This window comes from Pontibacter populi, from assembly GCF_019336435.1.
GTDB lineage: Bacteria > Bacteroidota > Bacteroidia > Cytophagales > Hymenobacteraceae > Pontibacter > Pontibacter humidus.
In genome coordinates this window covers 961,930-975,723 of record NZ_JAHWXQ010000001.1, presented here as the reverse complement: position 1 = coordinate 975,723, position 13,794 = coordinate 961,930, and the positions used below count along the sequence as shown (strand labels likewise).

Below are 13,794 nucleotides of genomic sequence, written 5' to 3'. Positions count from 1 at the left end.
AAAATATGCAAAAGTTAACCCGCATTACCAGTGCCGAATGCAGAACTGGTAACCTCATTATTGCCATGCAGTTGTTAAAAGCAGTTTTTTCTACTGTCTTTGTGATAAAGTTGTCAACAGGGTTTCCAGGTAATTCAATGTCATCGTAAATCCTCCCTGGAAGCCCATTTCAAGCATCTTTTCCAAATCAGTAAGGGCTTTGTGCTTGATAATGATACTGACTGTTGTCGTTTCGTTTTGTTCGTTAAAACTCAGGTCCCAATCAGAGGTTGGCATTTCAGAATTGATGTTTTCATCTTTGTCAGCAAAAGCAGACAGCATTTTGAAATTAGTTGTTGGGCTGATAGAAGTAAACTCCTGAATTGACCAATGCTCTTGTCCTTCCGGGCTTACCATGGCATACAATCTTCGTCCGCCAACTCTAAAATCCATAGATTTTGTTTTTGATTCCCATGGTTTTGGAGCCCACCACTGGTCAAGTATTTCCTGTTTGGTAAAAGCATCCCATACCAGCGAACGGTCGGCAGCAAATTCTCTGTTTACGAATACCGTTTTCGTTGTTTTGTCAACTGTAAAATCGAATAGCAAATTGGTTTTCATTTCTTCTGGTTTTTGATTGTTGATAATACTTTGTCAAGTTGATTGAATCGGTCTTCCCAAATTTCTCTGAATTGGTTAAGCCACTTGTCAATCTCTTTCATTTTTTCAATTTCAAGGGAGTAGTAAATTTCCCTGCCTTGTTGTTCCTGTTTAACCAGTTCACATTCTGTGAGTATGCGAAGGTGTTTAGAAACAGCCTGTCGGGTAATGTTGAAGTTGTCAGCAATGGCATTTGGTGTCATTGCCTGCAATGCAATTAAGACAATAATCGCCCGTCTTGTAGGATCGGCTATCGCCTGAAAAACATCCCGTCTCATATTTTTTAATTTTATTACGAAACCAATCGGTTGCTAATATACGTGCAACTATTCGGTTTCGCAAATTTTTTCAGATTAAAGATAGAGCGTTAGAAGTACGGGCGGGTAATTATAAAATTATGACTTACAGGCGTGTATAAACAGTGTGCATGGCTGTCTTTAAGCCTTTGGTAGTAGTATGTGTGCCTCTGGTGAAACAATGGAACCGCTAACCTGTTTAAGGCCCAAGTTTACAACGCTCCAAGCAATTACTGCTAAAATGTTGCTGAAGATGGGACGCATGGTTTGGTTAACTGGTTCCGGGGGCTGTTATAGTTTCTGGCTGCTAGTTGGTTTCAACGTACTTTTTAAAGTTATCCAGTATTGCCTGCCAGCCGGCGCGTTGCATTTCTACATCGTTTTCGGTTTCTGCATCAAAAGTGGTGGTTACTTTTGTGGTTCCGTCAAGGTCTTTAAACTCGGTTGTGACCTGCCTTCCGTCCGCTAAACTATAAGTTAGTTTTTTCTGATCTACCACTTCATTATAAATCGCCTCAAAATCAAACCCGAAGCTTCCGTCTTTGGCCTCCATTCTGGCATTGTACTTCCCGCCAACGCGCAGGTCGTTTTCCGCTCTCGGGCATTGCCAGTCTTCTGTAGCAAAATTCCATTGGGTTATGTGCGCTGGGTTGGTATAATACTCCCATACTTTGCTTATAACTGCTGAGATGGTAGCTGTGATAATGATCTGTGTTTTTTCCATTGTTTTAGGTAGTTTGCTGAGTTCCGCTTTGTTGATTAAGCAATGCTTGTGATTAAGCAATGCTTGGTGTTTATGAATTTGAACTGACGGTTAGTATAAAAAACGTGCAAGGCCGTGGGGCGTAGCATGATTTATATACAGTGTTAGCTGCTGGCATTTTTCAATCTATGGTTGTAATGTTTGTAAAACCCATTTTTGGTTCTCTATTGTGTACAAATCCCGATTATGAAACTGGGTCGTTTTGAATTCTAAAAATTCAATTCACACAGGCTTTATTGTATAACCTCCCCAATATTCTGGTCTACTTAGCTTATTATTTCCTGAGCTTTGCTCAATTCTATTACATTCCTCTATGAGTCCGTCTACATCTGTAATTACATATCCTTGTTTGCTCACGATGGAAATTATTTGGCTGTCTTTGTTTCTCTCTGAGAAATATTTATCTGCAAGCGTTTTTGAAATCTGAGTTGCCACTCCTTGGATACTTACTTGTGTCAAATTTAGCTCTTCTTGAAGCTAGCTTTGAAAAATTATTATCGGGTTCACTGCCAATCCGCTCGATTTAAGATGAAGCTACTTTCTTGCTTCACAAATCCAACTTTAGGATAATATTCCATAGCCGTCGGAACAGACAAGAGTAAAACCATTGATTGTTCTCCAACCCTTTCTTTTGTTAACTGTATTAATTTTTTACCGATACCTGCCTTTTTATATTCTTGCCTTACTGCAAGGTCTGCTAGATAGCAACTCCATACCCAATCTGTTATCGAACGTGAAACACCAACTAATAAGCCCTCGTGCCACGCCGTTACAATTAGATTGGAGTTATCAAACATCTTTTGAATTCTTTCTTTGTCTCGTGTCGGGCGAGGCAAGCCACAGTTGTAATAGAGTTCAATAACCTGCTCGGCAGTAGGTTTGTAATCGAAGCTGTATTTTATATCCATTTTAGTTAAATAATTTAAAAATGTTTTAGTGCTTGCAGCTAACGTCTCGTGCATAATGTGGGTGAGGCGCAGCCATAGCCTATACGCCTTGCTGGCGGCTAATGCTTTTAAATCCAATTAACTTTATAATGACGATTTTCTCCTGCGAAGTATGGTAAGCATGACAAGACCGAACAATACCTCAATAGCTGCACCCACCAAAAGCGTTGCATGGGAAGGTGAATTTATGCTAAATAGAAGATAGGCTGAAATCCCTAGTCCTATGCCTAACGCCCAGTAGAGCCTTGACCCGTAAATCGTTGCAAAATGCAGATACCGACCCCCGATGATGAGGAGCATGCCTTGAAAAAACCATTCTACTTTTTGAAAAGACAGCCCATAGGCCAGAGGCAGGCACATGATCATAAACAACGTTCCTTCCATGCCAAGCTTGCCCAGGGGATTACTTTGAGCGTGTGCACCAGCTGCTCCCAAAACTTTATTGAACAGCATACTAACAGGGTGAATAAAAACGCCCCCAACAAGTAAGGTCCAAACCGCTTTAGTAGGCGACAAATAGAGGGCTACAAGAGCTGAGGCAAGCCAAACCGTGCCAGATACAACCACGCCAGGGAAACCATTTAGGTAAGCGTTTCGCATATCTTGTTGAGCATGTTGCAGCTGCTGTAAATCTTCTGCTGAGCCTTTTGTAAGTTGATCAGTGTTTACCAATGGTATGTTATTCATCTGGATTAGTTTTATGGGGATTTCGGGTAAGCTTCATTTTTTTTGATATGTTATACTATACTTGCTTAAGCACTGGCAATAAGTCTCAGTTTAAATATACAAATTATTAGATATTAGTTAATAAAAAAGCACCTGTCAACCAAATGACAGGTGCTTTATAGTTTAAGCTATAGTTTACGGCTTATGCTTCGCGCCATTTTATAGTACAGCCAATGGCTTTTGTGTTAGGCTGGCTCACGGTTTTGTTGGCTACCAGTTCATCTAAAGCGGCTTCGGCGTATTTCTTTTGTACCTGCGCAGGCTCGTGGCTGTTATCATCTATAGTGCCAATGTACGCTACCTTCAACTTCCCGTCTTTTTGTTTCTGCACAATGTATAAGTGCGGCGTGCGGGTGGCACCGTAGGCTTTGGTTATATCCTGGGTTTTGTCCTGGAGGTAAGCAAACGGAAATTTTTTGTCTTTGGCACGTCGCTGCATATCAGCGTAGGAGTCTCTAGGCGAAACAGTTACGCTGTTAGGGTTGATGGCGATAACAGGGTAACCTTTTGGTGCATATTTATTGTGCAGGGCAATAATACGATCCTCGTAGGCTACAGAGTAAGGGCAGGTATTGCAGGTAAACGTAACTATAAAACCTTTGGCATCCTTATAATCTGCCATTGATACCATCTTTCCATCTACGTTCTTCAATTTAAAATCGGTAGCTGTATCGCCAACCTGGTAGCCTGGGTTTGCAGGAGTAGCAGCAAGCAGAACGCCAACCAGGAGCAAGCAAAAAGTGTAAGTCAGAGGTAAGATCGGTTTTTTCATAGAAGTATAGTTTATGGTTTAAATTTTAGTACCAGGTTTTGAAGCTCGTCCTGTTTCAGTTCTTTCTCTACAAAGTAGTATTGTTCGCGCTTATTGTTGAAGAGTATAGTTGCTGGTATAGCGCCACTCCATTTCGGTTCCAGTTTGTCTATCCAGGTGTTAGCATCAGTCTCATCCAGCAGCCATACATCCGATGCTATGTTACGGCGCTGCATAAACGTTTTTACCTTTTCCAGATCCTTCTTAGCATCCATACTTACTAATATCACTCGCACCGGCTGGTTCTGGTACTGTTTGTTTACGGCCTCAAAATACGGCATTTCCTTTATGCACGGGCCACACCAGGTTGCCCAGAAGTTTACCACATATAGCGTATCAGAATCAGAATTACGCAGCTGTTGAAGTTTATCAAATTTTACCACGTTTACATCCTGGGCCTGGGCCGCAAAGCCTGCCAGCGTGAGGATAAAAGCAGTGCAGAGAATATGGATCGGTTTCATGGAGATACAACGTGGTGTGGATATACTGTATTATAGGTATAAATTTAAGCAGAGAGCCTGAGAATCAGAAGTATAACGACAGGTTTTAGACGAATAGACTACAGGGAAGTATGAATTTGCTTTTTACATGGATGTAACGGATTTACACGTACCAGAAACAGGCGGTTTTAAATTAGAAAAGGCTTCTTTGTGCAAGAAGCCTTTTCTAATTTAAGCTTTTAACAATTTTGTCTACACAGTTGCTATAGTTCTTGCTTTCAGCTTTTTCTTTCCTTTTTTGTTTAGCTTGTTTATCCAGATAATGGTACCCGTTACGGGTAAGCTGGTAGCAATAAGGCAGGCCAGGAAATAGAGTATCTTCGAGAAGGTGCCATATACATCACCTAAATGCAGCGGCTTTACCAGCGATACGATCTGTTCGTTAAGAGGCTTTTCAGCAAAAATATCAACTTTAAGCGCTTGGCCGTTGTGCTGGTCCAGCTGTACTTTGTCAGATGCATTCAGGGCTAAAAATCCGGCCTGGCTCTTTGTGATAACTACAGCTGTGGAGTCATTATCTGGCAGCGATACGCGCATGTTACCTTCGTAGGGCAACAGAGCATTGGCTTTAACTATAAAATCTTCTGTAGTTAAGGTAGTAGCATCTGCAGTGGCAAAACTAGAAAGCGGTTTCTCTTTACGGCCCTTAAATACCTCGGCACCCATTACCTTGCCCAGCGCTTCGCGGTACCACTCAAACGACCAGCAAAGGCCTGTCAGCGACATGATCAGGAGTAATATAAAAGCGTAAAAGCCAAACGTGTTGTGCAGGTCGTGGTTGATGCGTTTCCAGTTGGCATCCGTTTTAACTTTAAAGCCTTGCTTCCAGTTCTTCAGTTTTTTAGGCCACCACAGCACAAGTCCGGTCAGGCACAGGAACGTGAAAATAATGGTAGCAATACCAACTATAATACGACCCACGCTGTCGCCCATCAGCAGCCAGCGGTGCGCTTTCATAACGGTGCCAAAAAACTCCGAAGCTGGGCCTTCGGTAGTGCCAGCTATAGTTCCGGTATAAGGGTTTACAAAGTAAGTTGTTGGTCTGGGGCCTTCACCGCCACGGCCTTCGCCTTTTGCTTTTGGCTCTTCGGTAACGGGCGGGGCAATACTTACACGGTAGCTGCTTTCTTTTTCAGCCGGAATCTCTAACGATACAACCGTACCTTGCTGCTCCTGCTCCAGTTTGGCAATTAGCGCATCCGGGGAGAGTGCCTGACCATTGGCTGGCACTGTTACCGTGTATTTTTCCGGCTCCAGCATTTCCTCAATATCCGACCTGAACGTGTAGATCGTGCCCGTAAGGCATACTATAAATAATACAAGACCACTGCCAATGCCCAGCCACAAGTGTACATCGTTAAACAGTTTTCGCCAGCTAAAGCTCTTTTCCATATTTTTATTTAGATCAATTCTAAACTATGCAAACTTAAGAACTATATAACTATAAATCCAAACGGTATATTCAGATTTTTAAAATTATCTAATAGGCTCAGCGAACACTGCGAAGCGGCTGATTTATAGTTGAAACTTTTAACCTAAGAAACTATAGCTCGTTTAGGAAGAGGGACAAACTTATTTTAAACCTACACCACTATGGCAAATAAACTTGAAGGAAAGAAGATAGCAGTTTTAGTAGAAGAAGGATTTGAGCAGGAAGAATTAACCAAACCGATGCAGGCACTGAAGGACGCAGGAGCCGAAGCACACATTATCTCGCCGAACAAGAACAGCGAAATAAAAGCCTGGAACCACACCGACTGGGGCGAAAAATTTAAAGTAGATAAAAAGCTGAGTGAAGTGAACGCCGATACTTATGATGGGCTGCTGCTACCTGGCGGCGTAATGAACCCCGATAAACTGCGGGTTAATAAAGAGGCTGTAAACTTTGTAGGCAAGTTCCTGGATGCAGGCAAACCTGTAGCGGCCATCTGCCACGCCCCCTGGACGCTGATAGAAACCGGAAAAGTAAAAGGCAAAAAAATGACCAGCTACCATACCCTGCAAACCGACCTTAAAAATGCCGGTGCCAACTGGGTGGATGAAGAAGTAGTTGTGGACCAGGGTTTGGTTACCAGCCGTAAGCCAGACGATATTCCTGCTTTCAATAAAAAGATGATAGAGGAGTTTGCAGAAGGCATACACAACAGGTAATACAGCACAAACTATAGTTAACGCCGCGCCAGAATCAACTGTCGCGGCGTTAATTTTTTATGGAATAAGGCTATAGAGTACAGGAGCCCTGTTTTCGAGCATAGTTGCCAGCACAATATCCAGCACCAGCAAAAAGAGGCCCTGTAAAACGATGGACTGCCCCCAGCCAAGCAGCTGTTCTGTTTTAGGAGATGTTTTGGAACGCACTTTCAGCCACTGGCCCATGAACAGGTAAGCTACATCCAGGCCAATATTCAGGTAGAGTATCTTTTTAAACCAGTCGTGTAGTTTGATGCTCTCAGCCAGGTTATGCGTGGCAGGATCCTGGGTTAACAAAGAATACATGGCTACCGATGCGATGATCATATTCACGATGTTCCAGTAAATATTCATCTGGAAGAAAAAACGCTTGTTGCGCGTCGCCTTCATCAGCCGGAAACTCCCGATAAGAATGTTTAGCAGCGCCCAGCCTCCCAGCACGATCATCCCGATCTTCAGTATTTCGTTTTGGCGCAGGTTAAACGTTGCCAGCGTATTGGTCTGCGCATTTGCCACCACCGACAAAAGCATAAACAACAGCAGGCAAAGGTACTTTCTCATAATAAAAAGGTTGGTTACTGTAGCTACAAACGCAAAGGGTGGCCTTTTAGCATATTAAAGGCAGTTGGGTGGGTGCTGTTCAGGGAGTAGGAGTGGCGCGGGTGGCAATAAGGTCTATGTCAATGTTTACTTCCGGGCGGATGGTCTGGTTGCCCATGGATTTATCGGCGCGGTATACAAGGCCCCATTTGGTGCGGTCTATATTAAAGTTTGCCCGGGCTTTGAGTACATTGCCCTGCAGGGCGATTTTTGCAGGAAAACGTACACTGCGTGTTTTGTCTTTTATAGTTAAGTTGCCGGTAAGCAAGTGGGTGGCATCTGTTATACGGAGTTTGCTGTCGAGGGCTGGCGGGGTGTTAATCGGTTTACGGGTTGTGCTGTCGTAAGGGCTGATAGCTGTAATCACAAACGAAGCAGTCGGGTAACGCTCTACATCAAAAAAGTTGGCGGACCGAAGGTTGGTGGTTAGCTTTTTATTGGAATCTTCGTTCAGCGTTTTGTCATCAGACCGGGTGCCAAGCATGTTCAGGTCTATTTTTCCGCCGGTCAGCTCGTTGTTAGTTATATGCAGTTCCCCGGAGTTTATTTCGAATACACCATTGTGCCTGCCCGTAATTTTTGCCCCGATCCAGGTGAGCTTGCTTTTGGCAGTATCCACGTGATAAATATCTGAAACAGGAGCGGGTTGTCTGGCTATTTCCGGGGCGCCTACTTCGGCTTCATCAGTTTTGATGCTGGTATCGCAGGCCGCAAGCAATAGCATCAGCACTATAGCTGGTGTAAATGTTGGTAACAAATGCTGTCGTCTGCTGCTCACTGGTCATTATTTCTTAAAATCCGACTCCTACATAAAGTTGTGCTACATTGTGCATCAGCTCATTACCCACCGGCAAACCGGTATCGCCGTCATCTAAAAGTCCGGCAAAGCCAAGGTTATAACGCGCGCCTACCCGCATCATTCTGAAACGCACTTCTGCGCCACCTGCCAGGCCATAGTCAAAAGTGTTCAAGTTCTCCATGTTAATTTCGTGGCCGTCCTGTTTGGCCGCTATCATCACACTCACTTGCGGACCAAGGTGCAGGCTAAAGTTATCGGTAATGTTGTATACGGCCAGCAAAGGCAGTTCCAGGTAATCAAAACGGTTGTCCATTTCAGCTTCATACCCTTTGCGGGAATACAGGCCCTCTACTTGTAACGAAAACTTCTCGGCAAGGGCAAATTGTGCATAAATTCCTGCATGGAAACTTGTAAGCGAGCCTGGGTTCAGGGCGTCGGTATCATCGCCATAAACATTTGCCAGGTTGAGGCCTCCTTTTATGCCGAAGCCGCCATTGCGTGCATCCAGGCCACTTAGCTCATTATGGTTTTTCTGAAGGGTGGTCGGTCCTGTAAGGTCTTCGGTTTCTGGCTCCTGTACCTGGGCAAAACAACCAAGGCTTAACAGCAGCATTACAGCCGAGAGTATATGTTTTTTCATGATGGTGATTTTTGTCAGAAGGGTGATCATGGGTGAAAAGAGGTTCTATATAAGCAGTATACTATAATTACTATGTGCAAAGTTGCGGCAGTTTAAAAGTCCGGCCAGAAGTACGCACTTTTTGCATGGTTTCAGGACTAACTATAAGTATGAAAGCCGTTTATAGTTTGCTAACTGTCTTGACAAAAATTTTAGCAGAATTTATACTTTGCAGGTTTGATATAGGATTATATAACACTTTTTGGAGGTTGGTAACACTAAGTAAACATTGAATGGTGGATAACTTTGTTGATTCAACACACTTATCCACATTTGTCCACATCTCAAAACGGGCTAATTCATGAGAAACAGGAGGCTTCTGAAAACTTATACACCATCGCATTTTCAGCTGCTAACTGCATTAGTTTTTGTACGGATTCCGGAAGTGTGCTTATAGTTTAGCGCGGCAATTATAAACCTGAGGTGGGGGAATGTTGTTACCTTTGTGTTATGCTAAAAATTGCCTGGTCCCGGATGTTTGCGCACGCTTTGCCCGAAGGTCACCGTTTCCCGATGGCCAAGTACGACCTGCTGCCTGAGCAGTTATTGTACGAAGGCACTATAACCGAGGCCAATTTATTTGCCCCGGAACCTCTGCCAGAAAAATTTATAGTTGATACCCACGACAGCGATTACTGGCATCGCCTGCGCCAGCTGCAACTCACCCCGTCCGAGATCCGCAAAACAGGCTTTCCGCTGTCTGATGAGCTGGTAGACCGCGAAGTCGTGATTATGAATGGAACCGTGCAGGCAGCTTTATTTGCCCTTGAATTTGGCATCGGGATGAACATTGCCGGCGGCACGCACCACGCCTTTACTGACAGAGGAGAGGGCTTTTGTTTACTGAACGATATCGCTATTGCTGCCAGGTATTTGCTCAACTATAAAAGTATAACCAAAGTGCTGGTAATAGACCTGGACGTGCACCAGGGTAACGGCACAGCGCAGATCTTTGCCAGCGAGCCGCGGGTTTTTACTTTCAGTATGCATTGCGGGCACAATTATCCTTTCCATAAAGAGCAATCAGACCTAGACATACCACTGGCCGAAGGCACCGATGATAAAACTTACCTGCACCAACTGCAAACTATACTTCCGCGGTTACTAGACAAAGTGGAGCCGGAATTTGTGTTCTTCCAGTCAGGAGTTGATGTATTGGCAACAGATAAACTGGGAAAACTGGGCATGACTATAGCCGGTTGCAAAGAACGCGACCGCACAGTGCTGGAGCTTTGCCGGCGCAATAATTTGCCTGTAGCAGTAAGTATGGGTGGTGGTTACTCCAGGCAAATCGCTCATATTGTAGAAGCGCATGCTAATACTTTCCGGTTAGCACAGCAGCTTTGGTTTTAATGGGTTGGTTTAATTAATGTTTTTTTTGGTAGTGTCTAGACTATAGTTCTTCTTTTGTCATTGCGAATGAAGAGAGAAATCTATTTCAACTTATAGTTTAAGTCTTTTACAATCCGAACCAAGCCTTCCCTTCGAACATCCTCCCATCCTGGGAGCTCTAGGAACCTATTGTTTCAATCTGGCTTTTGTGCCCTCACGGTCGGGAGGCCCCGTCTTCGGGCATCGCGCTGCTGCTTTCTTACTATCCTCGTTCCTCGGATTGCCTAGCGGCACCGCAATAAATCAAAGGCGCTCAACCCAAAGACTGAAATCAGTTCGATAGTAAAAGCTTGTTTACTTGACTAGCTATAGTTCTGTAGCTTGATCGCGGTTGTAATTCCAAAGGGACAGGTAAACCTGTCCTGTTCATAGAGTGTAACTATAGAACTATAGTTTAGAAATTGGTACTGGCAGAATTGTCCCCTTGAGGGGACTACAGGGTGTTAACGCTGCAACTATAAAACTATAGCCACTGACTACAACTATAGCCGAAATTCCCCTCTCGGGAGGGGTAGGGGTGGGTTAAAACCGCAACTATGAAACGATAGATGAACTATAGTAAAAGTCTTACCTCCCCTCTACCAAGATCCTTTCAGGATAATAGATGGGGTAGCAACAACTGACATGCTCCCCGCCTTAGACAAGGAGGGGGTTGGGGGTGGTTGGACTATCGGTAACTATAGTAGAATAGCCTTTGCCATACTTGTCCCTGCCGGGCCAGTTGAGTTACAAACTCAACACCATAGGTAGACACGGGTTGCAAACCCGCGCCAGCAAAATGGCTAACTATAAAACTATAAACCAACTATAACAAACACAAAAGATCCTCAACAGACGAAGTAGTTTTTTACTTTATCTCTCTACTAGAAAGAAAACCTAATTAAAACTCACCTTCATCATCTCCACCACTTTGCTCATCCTGCTGGCGGCGATTGCGCGGATTATCTTCACTGTTCAGGCGGTAGGTAAAGCCCAGGTAAATGATGCGGCTCTGGCGCCGGTTCTCGCTTTCGGTTCTGAACGTAGGGCCGTAACTCAGGAAATTAAACTGCCGGGTATTGAAGAGGTCTGACACGCGGAGCGAAATTGTACCGTTCTTTTTCAGCACATCTTTTTTCATGCCCAGGTCAGCACTGAACATCTGTTCCATACGGCCTTGTATGTCGGCGGAAGGAGCGCGATAGAAGCCGGAAAGTTGTATGTCCATGTCTTTCCAAACGGTCATGGTGGAGTTCAGTTTGGTGTTCCAGCTAATGCGGCTGCTGCTAAGTTCGGTATCTCCCTGTGTGGTGTTAAGCTCTGTTCTGTAGCCTGATATACTGGCATTTAATTTCCACCAGTTGGTAACCGGGTAATTTACGCCAAACTCCACACCATAAGATGCATTGCTGGCCAGGTTCAGGAAAGTTACCTGTGTGCCGGGTATCGTGTCATTTTGTATACCATTGTTCACAACAATTAAAGTATCCGTTCTGAAACGCTCGATCTCATCAGTAGTATGGCGATAGAATAAAGTGCTGTTCAAAGAGGCATCGCCAAAATAACGCAGGTAACCCAGCTCCAGCGAATTCACGAATTCAGGCTTCAGTTTCGGGTTTCCGTAGCTCACGTTATAAATATCAGAACGATCTACAAAAGGGTTCAGGAAACGGCTGCGCGGCCTGTTAATGCGACGGCTGTAACTGAACTGCACCTTGTTGTTGTCGTCGAAATCGTTGGTAATAAAAAGGGTAGGGAACAGGCTGAAATAGTTGTTACCTGATTTTATGTGCTGCGTACGCTGATCTGAAGTGGTGTTGGTCTGCTCTGCACGGAGCCCGAGTTGGTAACTTATAGTTTTAAACTTGTTGTTATAGTTAGCATAGAGGGCGTGCACCATCTCATCGTACACAAAATGGTTGCTCATCTTACTGTTAAACACCAGTTCATCAGTCGCAGGGTCCTTTGTGAAAAAGCGCGAGTCTTCATCCAGGCGCTCAAAGGTGCTTCTAAAACCAGTTTCCAGGTTACTGTTTTCTGTTATCGGGTGCACGTAATCGGCTTTTGCTTCAAGCTCATAGTTGCCGTCATCTACCAGGGTTTCCTGCACGTCAGGCAGGCCTGGCTTTAGCTGACTAGCTTCCCTGAAAAGGCTTTCCTCATCATCAACATTCGTGTTATAAACTATATCAGCCGTCAGTTCCCGGCCCTTTTGGTCGAAGGTCTGGCGGTAACCTACTGTAAGGTCGATAGCCTTTTCATCTTCCTGCTCGGTGGTATTGCGGAGCCTGATGTCGCTCAGTTCACGGTTCTCATCTAAAAAAGTGTAACGGATGTCATTACGGCCCTTGTCCTGACCAAAGCGGTACAACGCAGAGCCTGATAGCGTGATCTTTGGGGTTACGTAATAATCTGCGCCAAACCGGAAGTTATGCGAAATATCAGTGCTGTTGCGGTCACTGTTTTGCAGGCGGTAGCTGGTGCTGTCAAGCTGGCCAGTATCGTTCAGGTGGTAATTGGTCGTAAAACTGTTGTTTTCGCCCGGGCGTGTACGCTGCCTGAAATCGTAGCCACCGTTCAGTGACCATTTAAAGTATCTGTAGTTCAGGTTTAGGGAAGTATTATAGTTGTCGTAAGTGCCCGCAGTAACCAAAGCCGAACCATGAAAGCCCGGTTTCTTTTCCTTCTTCATGACCAGGTTTATGATGCCTGACGTACCTTCCGGGTTGTATTTTGAAGATGGGTTAGTGATGAGTTCAATGCTTTCAATCAGGTTGGCCGGAATCTGATCGAGGGTAAGGTTTGATAAAGCAGAGCGTTTTCCGTCGATCAGTATGGTTACATTTTCGCTGCCACGCATGCTCACATTGCCATCTATATCCACCGTAACAGATGGCAGGTTCTGCATTACTTCGGCCACAGAGCCGCTTTGCGCTGCAATGTCTTTGCTCACGTTCACTACTTTCTTATCGAGATCATATTGCACCAGTTCGCGCTCGGTAATAACTTCAATTTCGCCTAGTTGTGTAGAGGTAGGTTTGAGAGAGATAGTGCCCAGGGATACGCTGGTTGAAGTAGGTGTAACGTTTATGTTCGGGACAAACTTTGTAGGGTAGCCCACCATGGAAACGCGAAGTACAAACCTGCCCACCGGCACCCGATCAAGTATAAATTTGCCTTCTATATCGGAAGTGGCACCCGTAACAAGGCTCGAATCAGTAGCAGTAAGCAATACCACGTTGGCAAAACCTACGGGAGCTTTAGTGGTTCCGTCCTGCAAAGTACCTGATATTTTGCTCAAGGTTGTAGTTGGTGTTTGCGCTGATAAAGCAGCCGGAAGAATCAGGAAAGTGAGGAAAAACAGGGATCTGTAAAAACTTGATATCATACGTCAGTTTATCTATTCGCTATAAATTTTAACGCGCTACAGGGTGAGATAGTGTTTGGAACGGCGCAGGATGGTTTCTGAACTA

The 13,794-nt window shown here is 44.5% G+C and carries 14 protein-coding genes; 2 read left to right on the top strand and 12 right to left on the bottom strand.

Annotated elements, in window-relative coordinates:
- Window positions 1-90 precede the first annotated feature (90 nt).
- From KYK27_RS04225 to KYK27_RS04190, 8 genes are all read right to left on the bottom strand, one after another.
- Window positions 91-600 (bottom strand): SRPBCC domain-containing protein, encoded by a 510-nt coding sequence (locus tag KYK27_RS04225; RefSeq protein ID WP_199108759.1) that lies wholly within the window; start codon window positions 598-600, stop codon window positions 91-93.
- The gene (locus KYK27_RS04220; RefSeq protein WP_199108758.1) at window positions 597-917 is read right to left on the bottom strand and encodes an ArsR/SmtB family transcription factor; all 321 of its coding nucleotides are present in this window, start codon (window positions 915-917) and stop codon (window positions 597-599) included. The genes KYK27_RS04225 and KYK27_RS04220 overlap by 4 nt, the downstream gene beginning before the upstream one ends.
- Before the next feature lie 325 nt (window positions 918-1,242).
- Entirely contained in the window at window positions 1,243-1,659 is a 417-nt protein-coding gene (locus KYK27_RS04215; protein ID WP_199108757.1) for an SRPBCC family protein, read from the bottom strand.
- A gap of 542 nt (window positions 1,660-2,201) precedes the next feature.
- Entirely contained in the window at window positions 2,202-2,723 is a 522-nt protein-coding gene (locus tag KYK27_RS04210) for a GNAT family N-acetyltransferase (RefSeq protein ID WP_233150237.1), read from the bottom strand.
- Between the two features lie 6 nt (window positions 2,724-2,729).
- Window positions 2,730-3,332, bottom strand: a complete 603-nt coding sequence (locus KYK27_RS04205) for a DUF7010 family protein (RefSeq protein WP_199108756.1) — start codon at window positions 3,330-3,332, stop codon at window positions 2,730-2,732.
- A gap of 181 nt (window positions 3,333-3,513) precedes the next feature.
- Window positions 3,514-4,143, bottom strand: a complete 630-nt coding sequence (locus KYK27_RS04200) for a thioredoxin family protein (RefSeq protein WP_199108755.1) — start codon at window positions 4,141-4,143, stop codon at window positions 3,514-3,516.
- An 11-nt stretch (window positions 4,144-4,154) separates the two neighbouring features.
- Complete coding sequence (locus KYK27_RS04195) at window positions 4,155-4,643, bottom strand: TlpA disulfide reductase family protein (RefSeq protein ID WP_199108754.1); 489 nt, start codon at window positions 4,641-4,643, stop codon at window positions 4,155-4,157.
- A gap of 231 nt (window positions 4,644-4,874) precedes the next feature.
- A complete protein-coding gene (locus tag KYK27_RS04190; protein WP_199108753.1) occupies window positions 4,875-6,074 on the bottom strand; it encodes a PepSY-associated TM helix domain-containing protein in 1,200 nt (399 codons plus the stop codon).
- A gap of 201 nt (window positions 6,075-6,275) precedes the next feature.
- Between KYK27_RS04190 and KYK27_RS04185 the strand changes: the two genes are divergently transcribed.
- Window positions 6,276-6,833: a type 1 glutamine amidotransferase domain-containing protein gene (locus tag KYK27_RS04185; protein WP_199108752.1), complete on the top strand. Its 558-nt coding sequence runs from the start codon at window positions 6,276-6,278 to the stop codon at window positions 6,831-6,833.
- Between the two features lie 57 nt (window positions 6,834-6,890).
- Here KYK27_RS04185 and KYK27_RS04180 read toward each other — a convergent pair whose 3' ends face one another.
- From KYK27_RS04180 to KYK27_RS04170, 3 genes are all read right to left on the bottom strand, one after another.
- Window positions 6,891-7,433 (bottom strand): DUF6992 family protein, encoded by a 543-nt coding sequence (locus tag KYK27_RS04180; protein WP_233150236.1) that lies wholly within the window; start codon window positions 7,431-7,433, stop codon window positions 6,891-6,893.
- 79 nt (window positions 7,434-7,512) lie between these two features.
- A complete protein-coding gene (locus tag KYK27_RS04175) occupies window positions 7,513-8,250 on the bottom strand; it encodes a YceI family protein (RefSeq protein ID WP_199108751.1) in 738 nt (245 codons plus the stop codon).
- Window positions 8,251-8,263: 13 nt separating this feature from the next.
- The gene (locus tag KYK27_RS04170) at window positions 8,264-8,941 is read right to left on the bottom strand and encodes a porin family protein (protein ID WP_246594252.1); all 678 of its coding nucleotides are present in this window, start codon (window positions 8,939-8,941) and stop codon (window positions 8,264-8,266) included.
- 459 nt (window positions 8,942-9,400) lie between these two features.
- Here KYK27_RS04170 and KYK27_RS04165 point away from each other — a divergent pair, with 459 nt between their 5' ends.
- Window positions 9,401-10,303, top strand: coding sequence for a histone deacetylase (locus tag KYK27_RS04165; RefSeq protein ID WP_199108749.1), 903 nt, complete (start codon window positions 9,401-9,403; stop codon window positions 10,301-10,303).
- 919 nt (window positions 10,304-11,222) lie between these two features.
- On the opposite strand, the gene KYK27_RS04160 is transcribed toward KYK27_RS04165, so the two are convergent.
- Window positions 11,223-13,709, bottom strand: a complete 2,487-nt coding sequence (locus KYK27_RS04160; RefSeq protein WP_199108748.1) for a TonB-dependent receptor domain-containing protein — start codon at window positions 13,707-13,709, stop codon at window positions 11,223-11,225.
- Window positions 13,710-13,794: the final 85 nt, after the last annotated feature.

Excerpts from the sequence above, each read along its gene's own strand:
- KYK27_RS04225 (WP_199108759.1), bottom strand. The coding sequence starts at position 600 with ATGAAAACCAATTTGCTATTCGATTTTACAGTTGACAAAACAACGAAA.
- KYK27_RS04165 (WP_199108749.1), top strand. The coding sequence starts at position 9,401 with ATGCTAAAAATTGCCTGGTCCCGGATGTTTGCGCACGCTTTGCCCGAA.
- KYK27_RS04200 (WP_199108755.1), bottom strand. The coding sequence starts at position 4,143 with ATGAAAAAACCGATCTTACCTCTGACTTACACTTTTTGCTTGCTCCTG.
- KYK27_RS04160 (WP_199108748.1), bottom strand. The coding sequence starts at position 13,709 with ATGATATCAAGTTTTTACAGATCCCTGTTTTTCCTCACTTTCCTGATT.
- KYK27_RS04215 (WP_199108757.1), bottom strand. The coding sequence starts at position 1,659 with ATGGAAAAAACACAGATCATTATCACAGCTACCATCTCAGCAGTTATA.
- KYK27_RS04205 (WP_199108756.1), bottom strand. The coding sequence starts at position 3,332 with ATGAATAACATACCATTGGTAAACACTGATCAACTTACAAAAGGCTCA.
- KYK27_RS04170 (WP_246594252.1), bottom strand. The coding sequence starts at position 8,941 with ATGATCACCCTTCTGACAAAAATCACCATCATGAAAAAACATATACTC.
- KYK27_RS04180 (WP_233150236.1), bottom strand. The coding sequence starts at position 7,433 with ATGAGAAAGTACCTTTGCCTGCTGTTGTTTATGCTTTTGTCGGTGGTG.
- KYK27_RS04185 (WP_199108752.1), top strand. The coding sequence starts at position 6,276 with ATGGCAAATAAACTTGAAGGAAAGAAGATAGCAGTTTTAGTAGAAGAA.
- KYK27_RS04195 (WP_199108754.1), bottom strand. The coding sequence starts at position 4,643 with ATGAAACCGATCCATATTCTCTGCACTGCTTTTATCCTCACGCTGGCA.
- KYK27_RS04220 (WP_199108758.1), bottom strand. The coding sequence starts at position 917 with ATGAGACGGGATGTTTTTCAGGCGATAGCCGATCCTACAAGACGGGCG.
- KYK27_RS04190 (WP_199108753.1), bottom strand. The coding sequence starts at position 6,074 with ATGGAAAAGAGCTTTAGCTGGCGAAAACTGTTTAACGATGTACACTTG.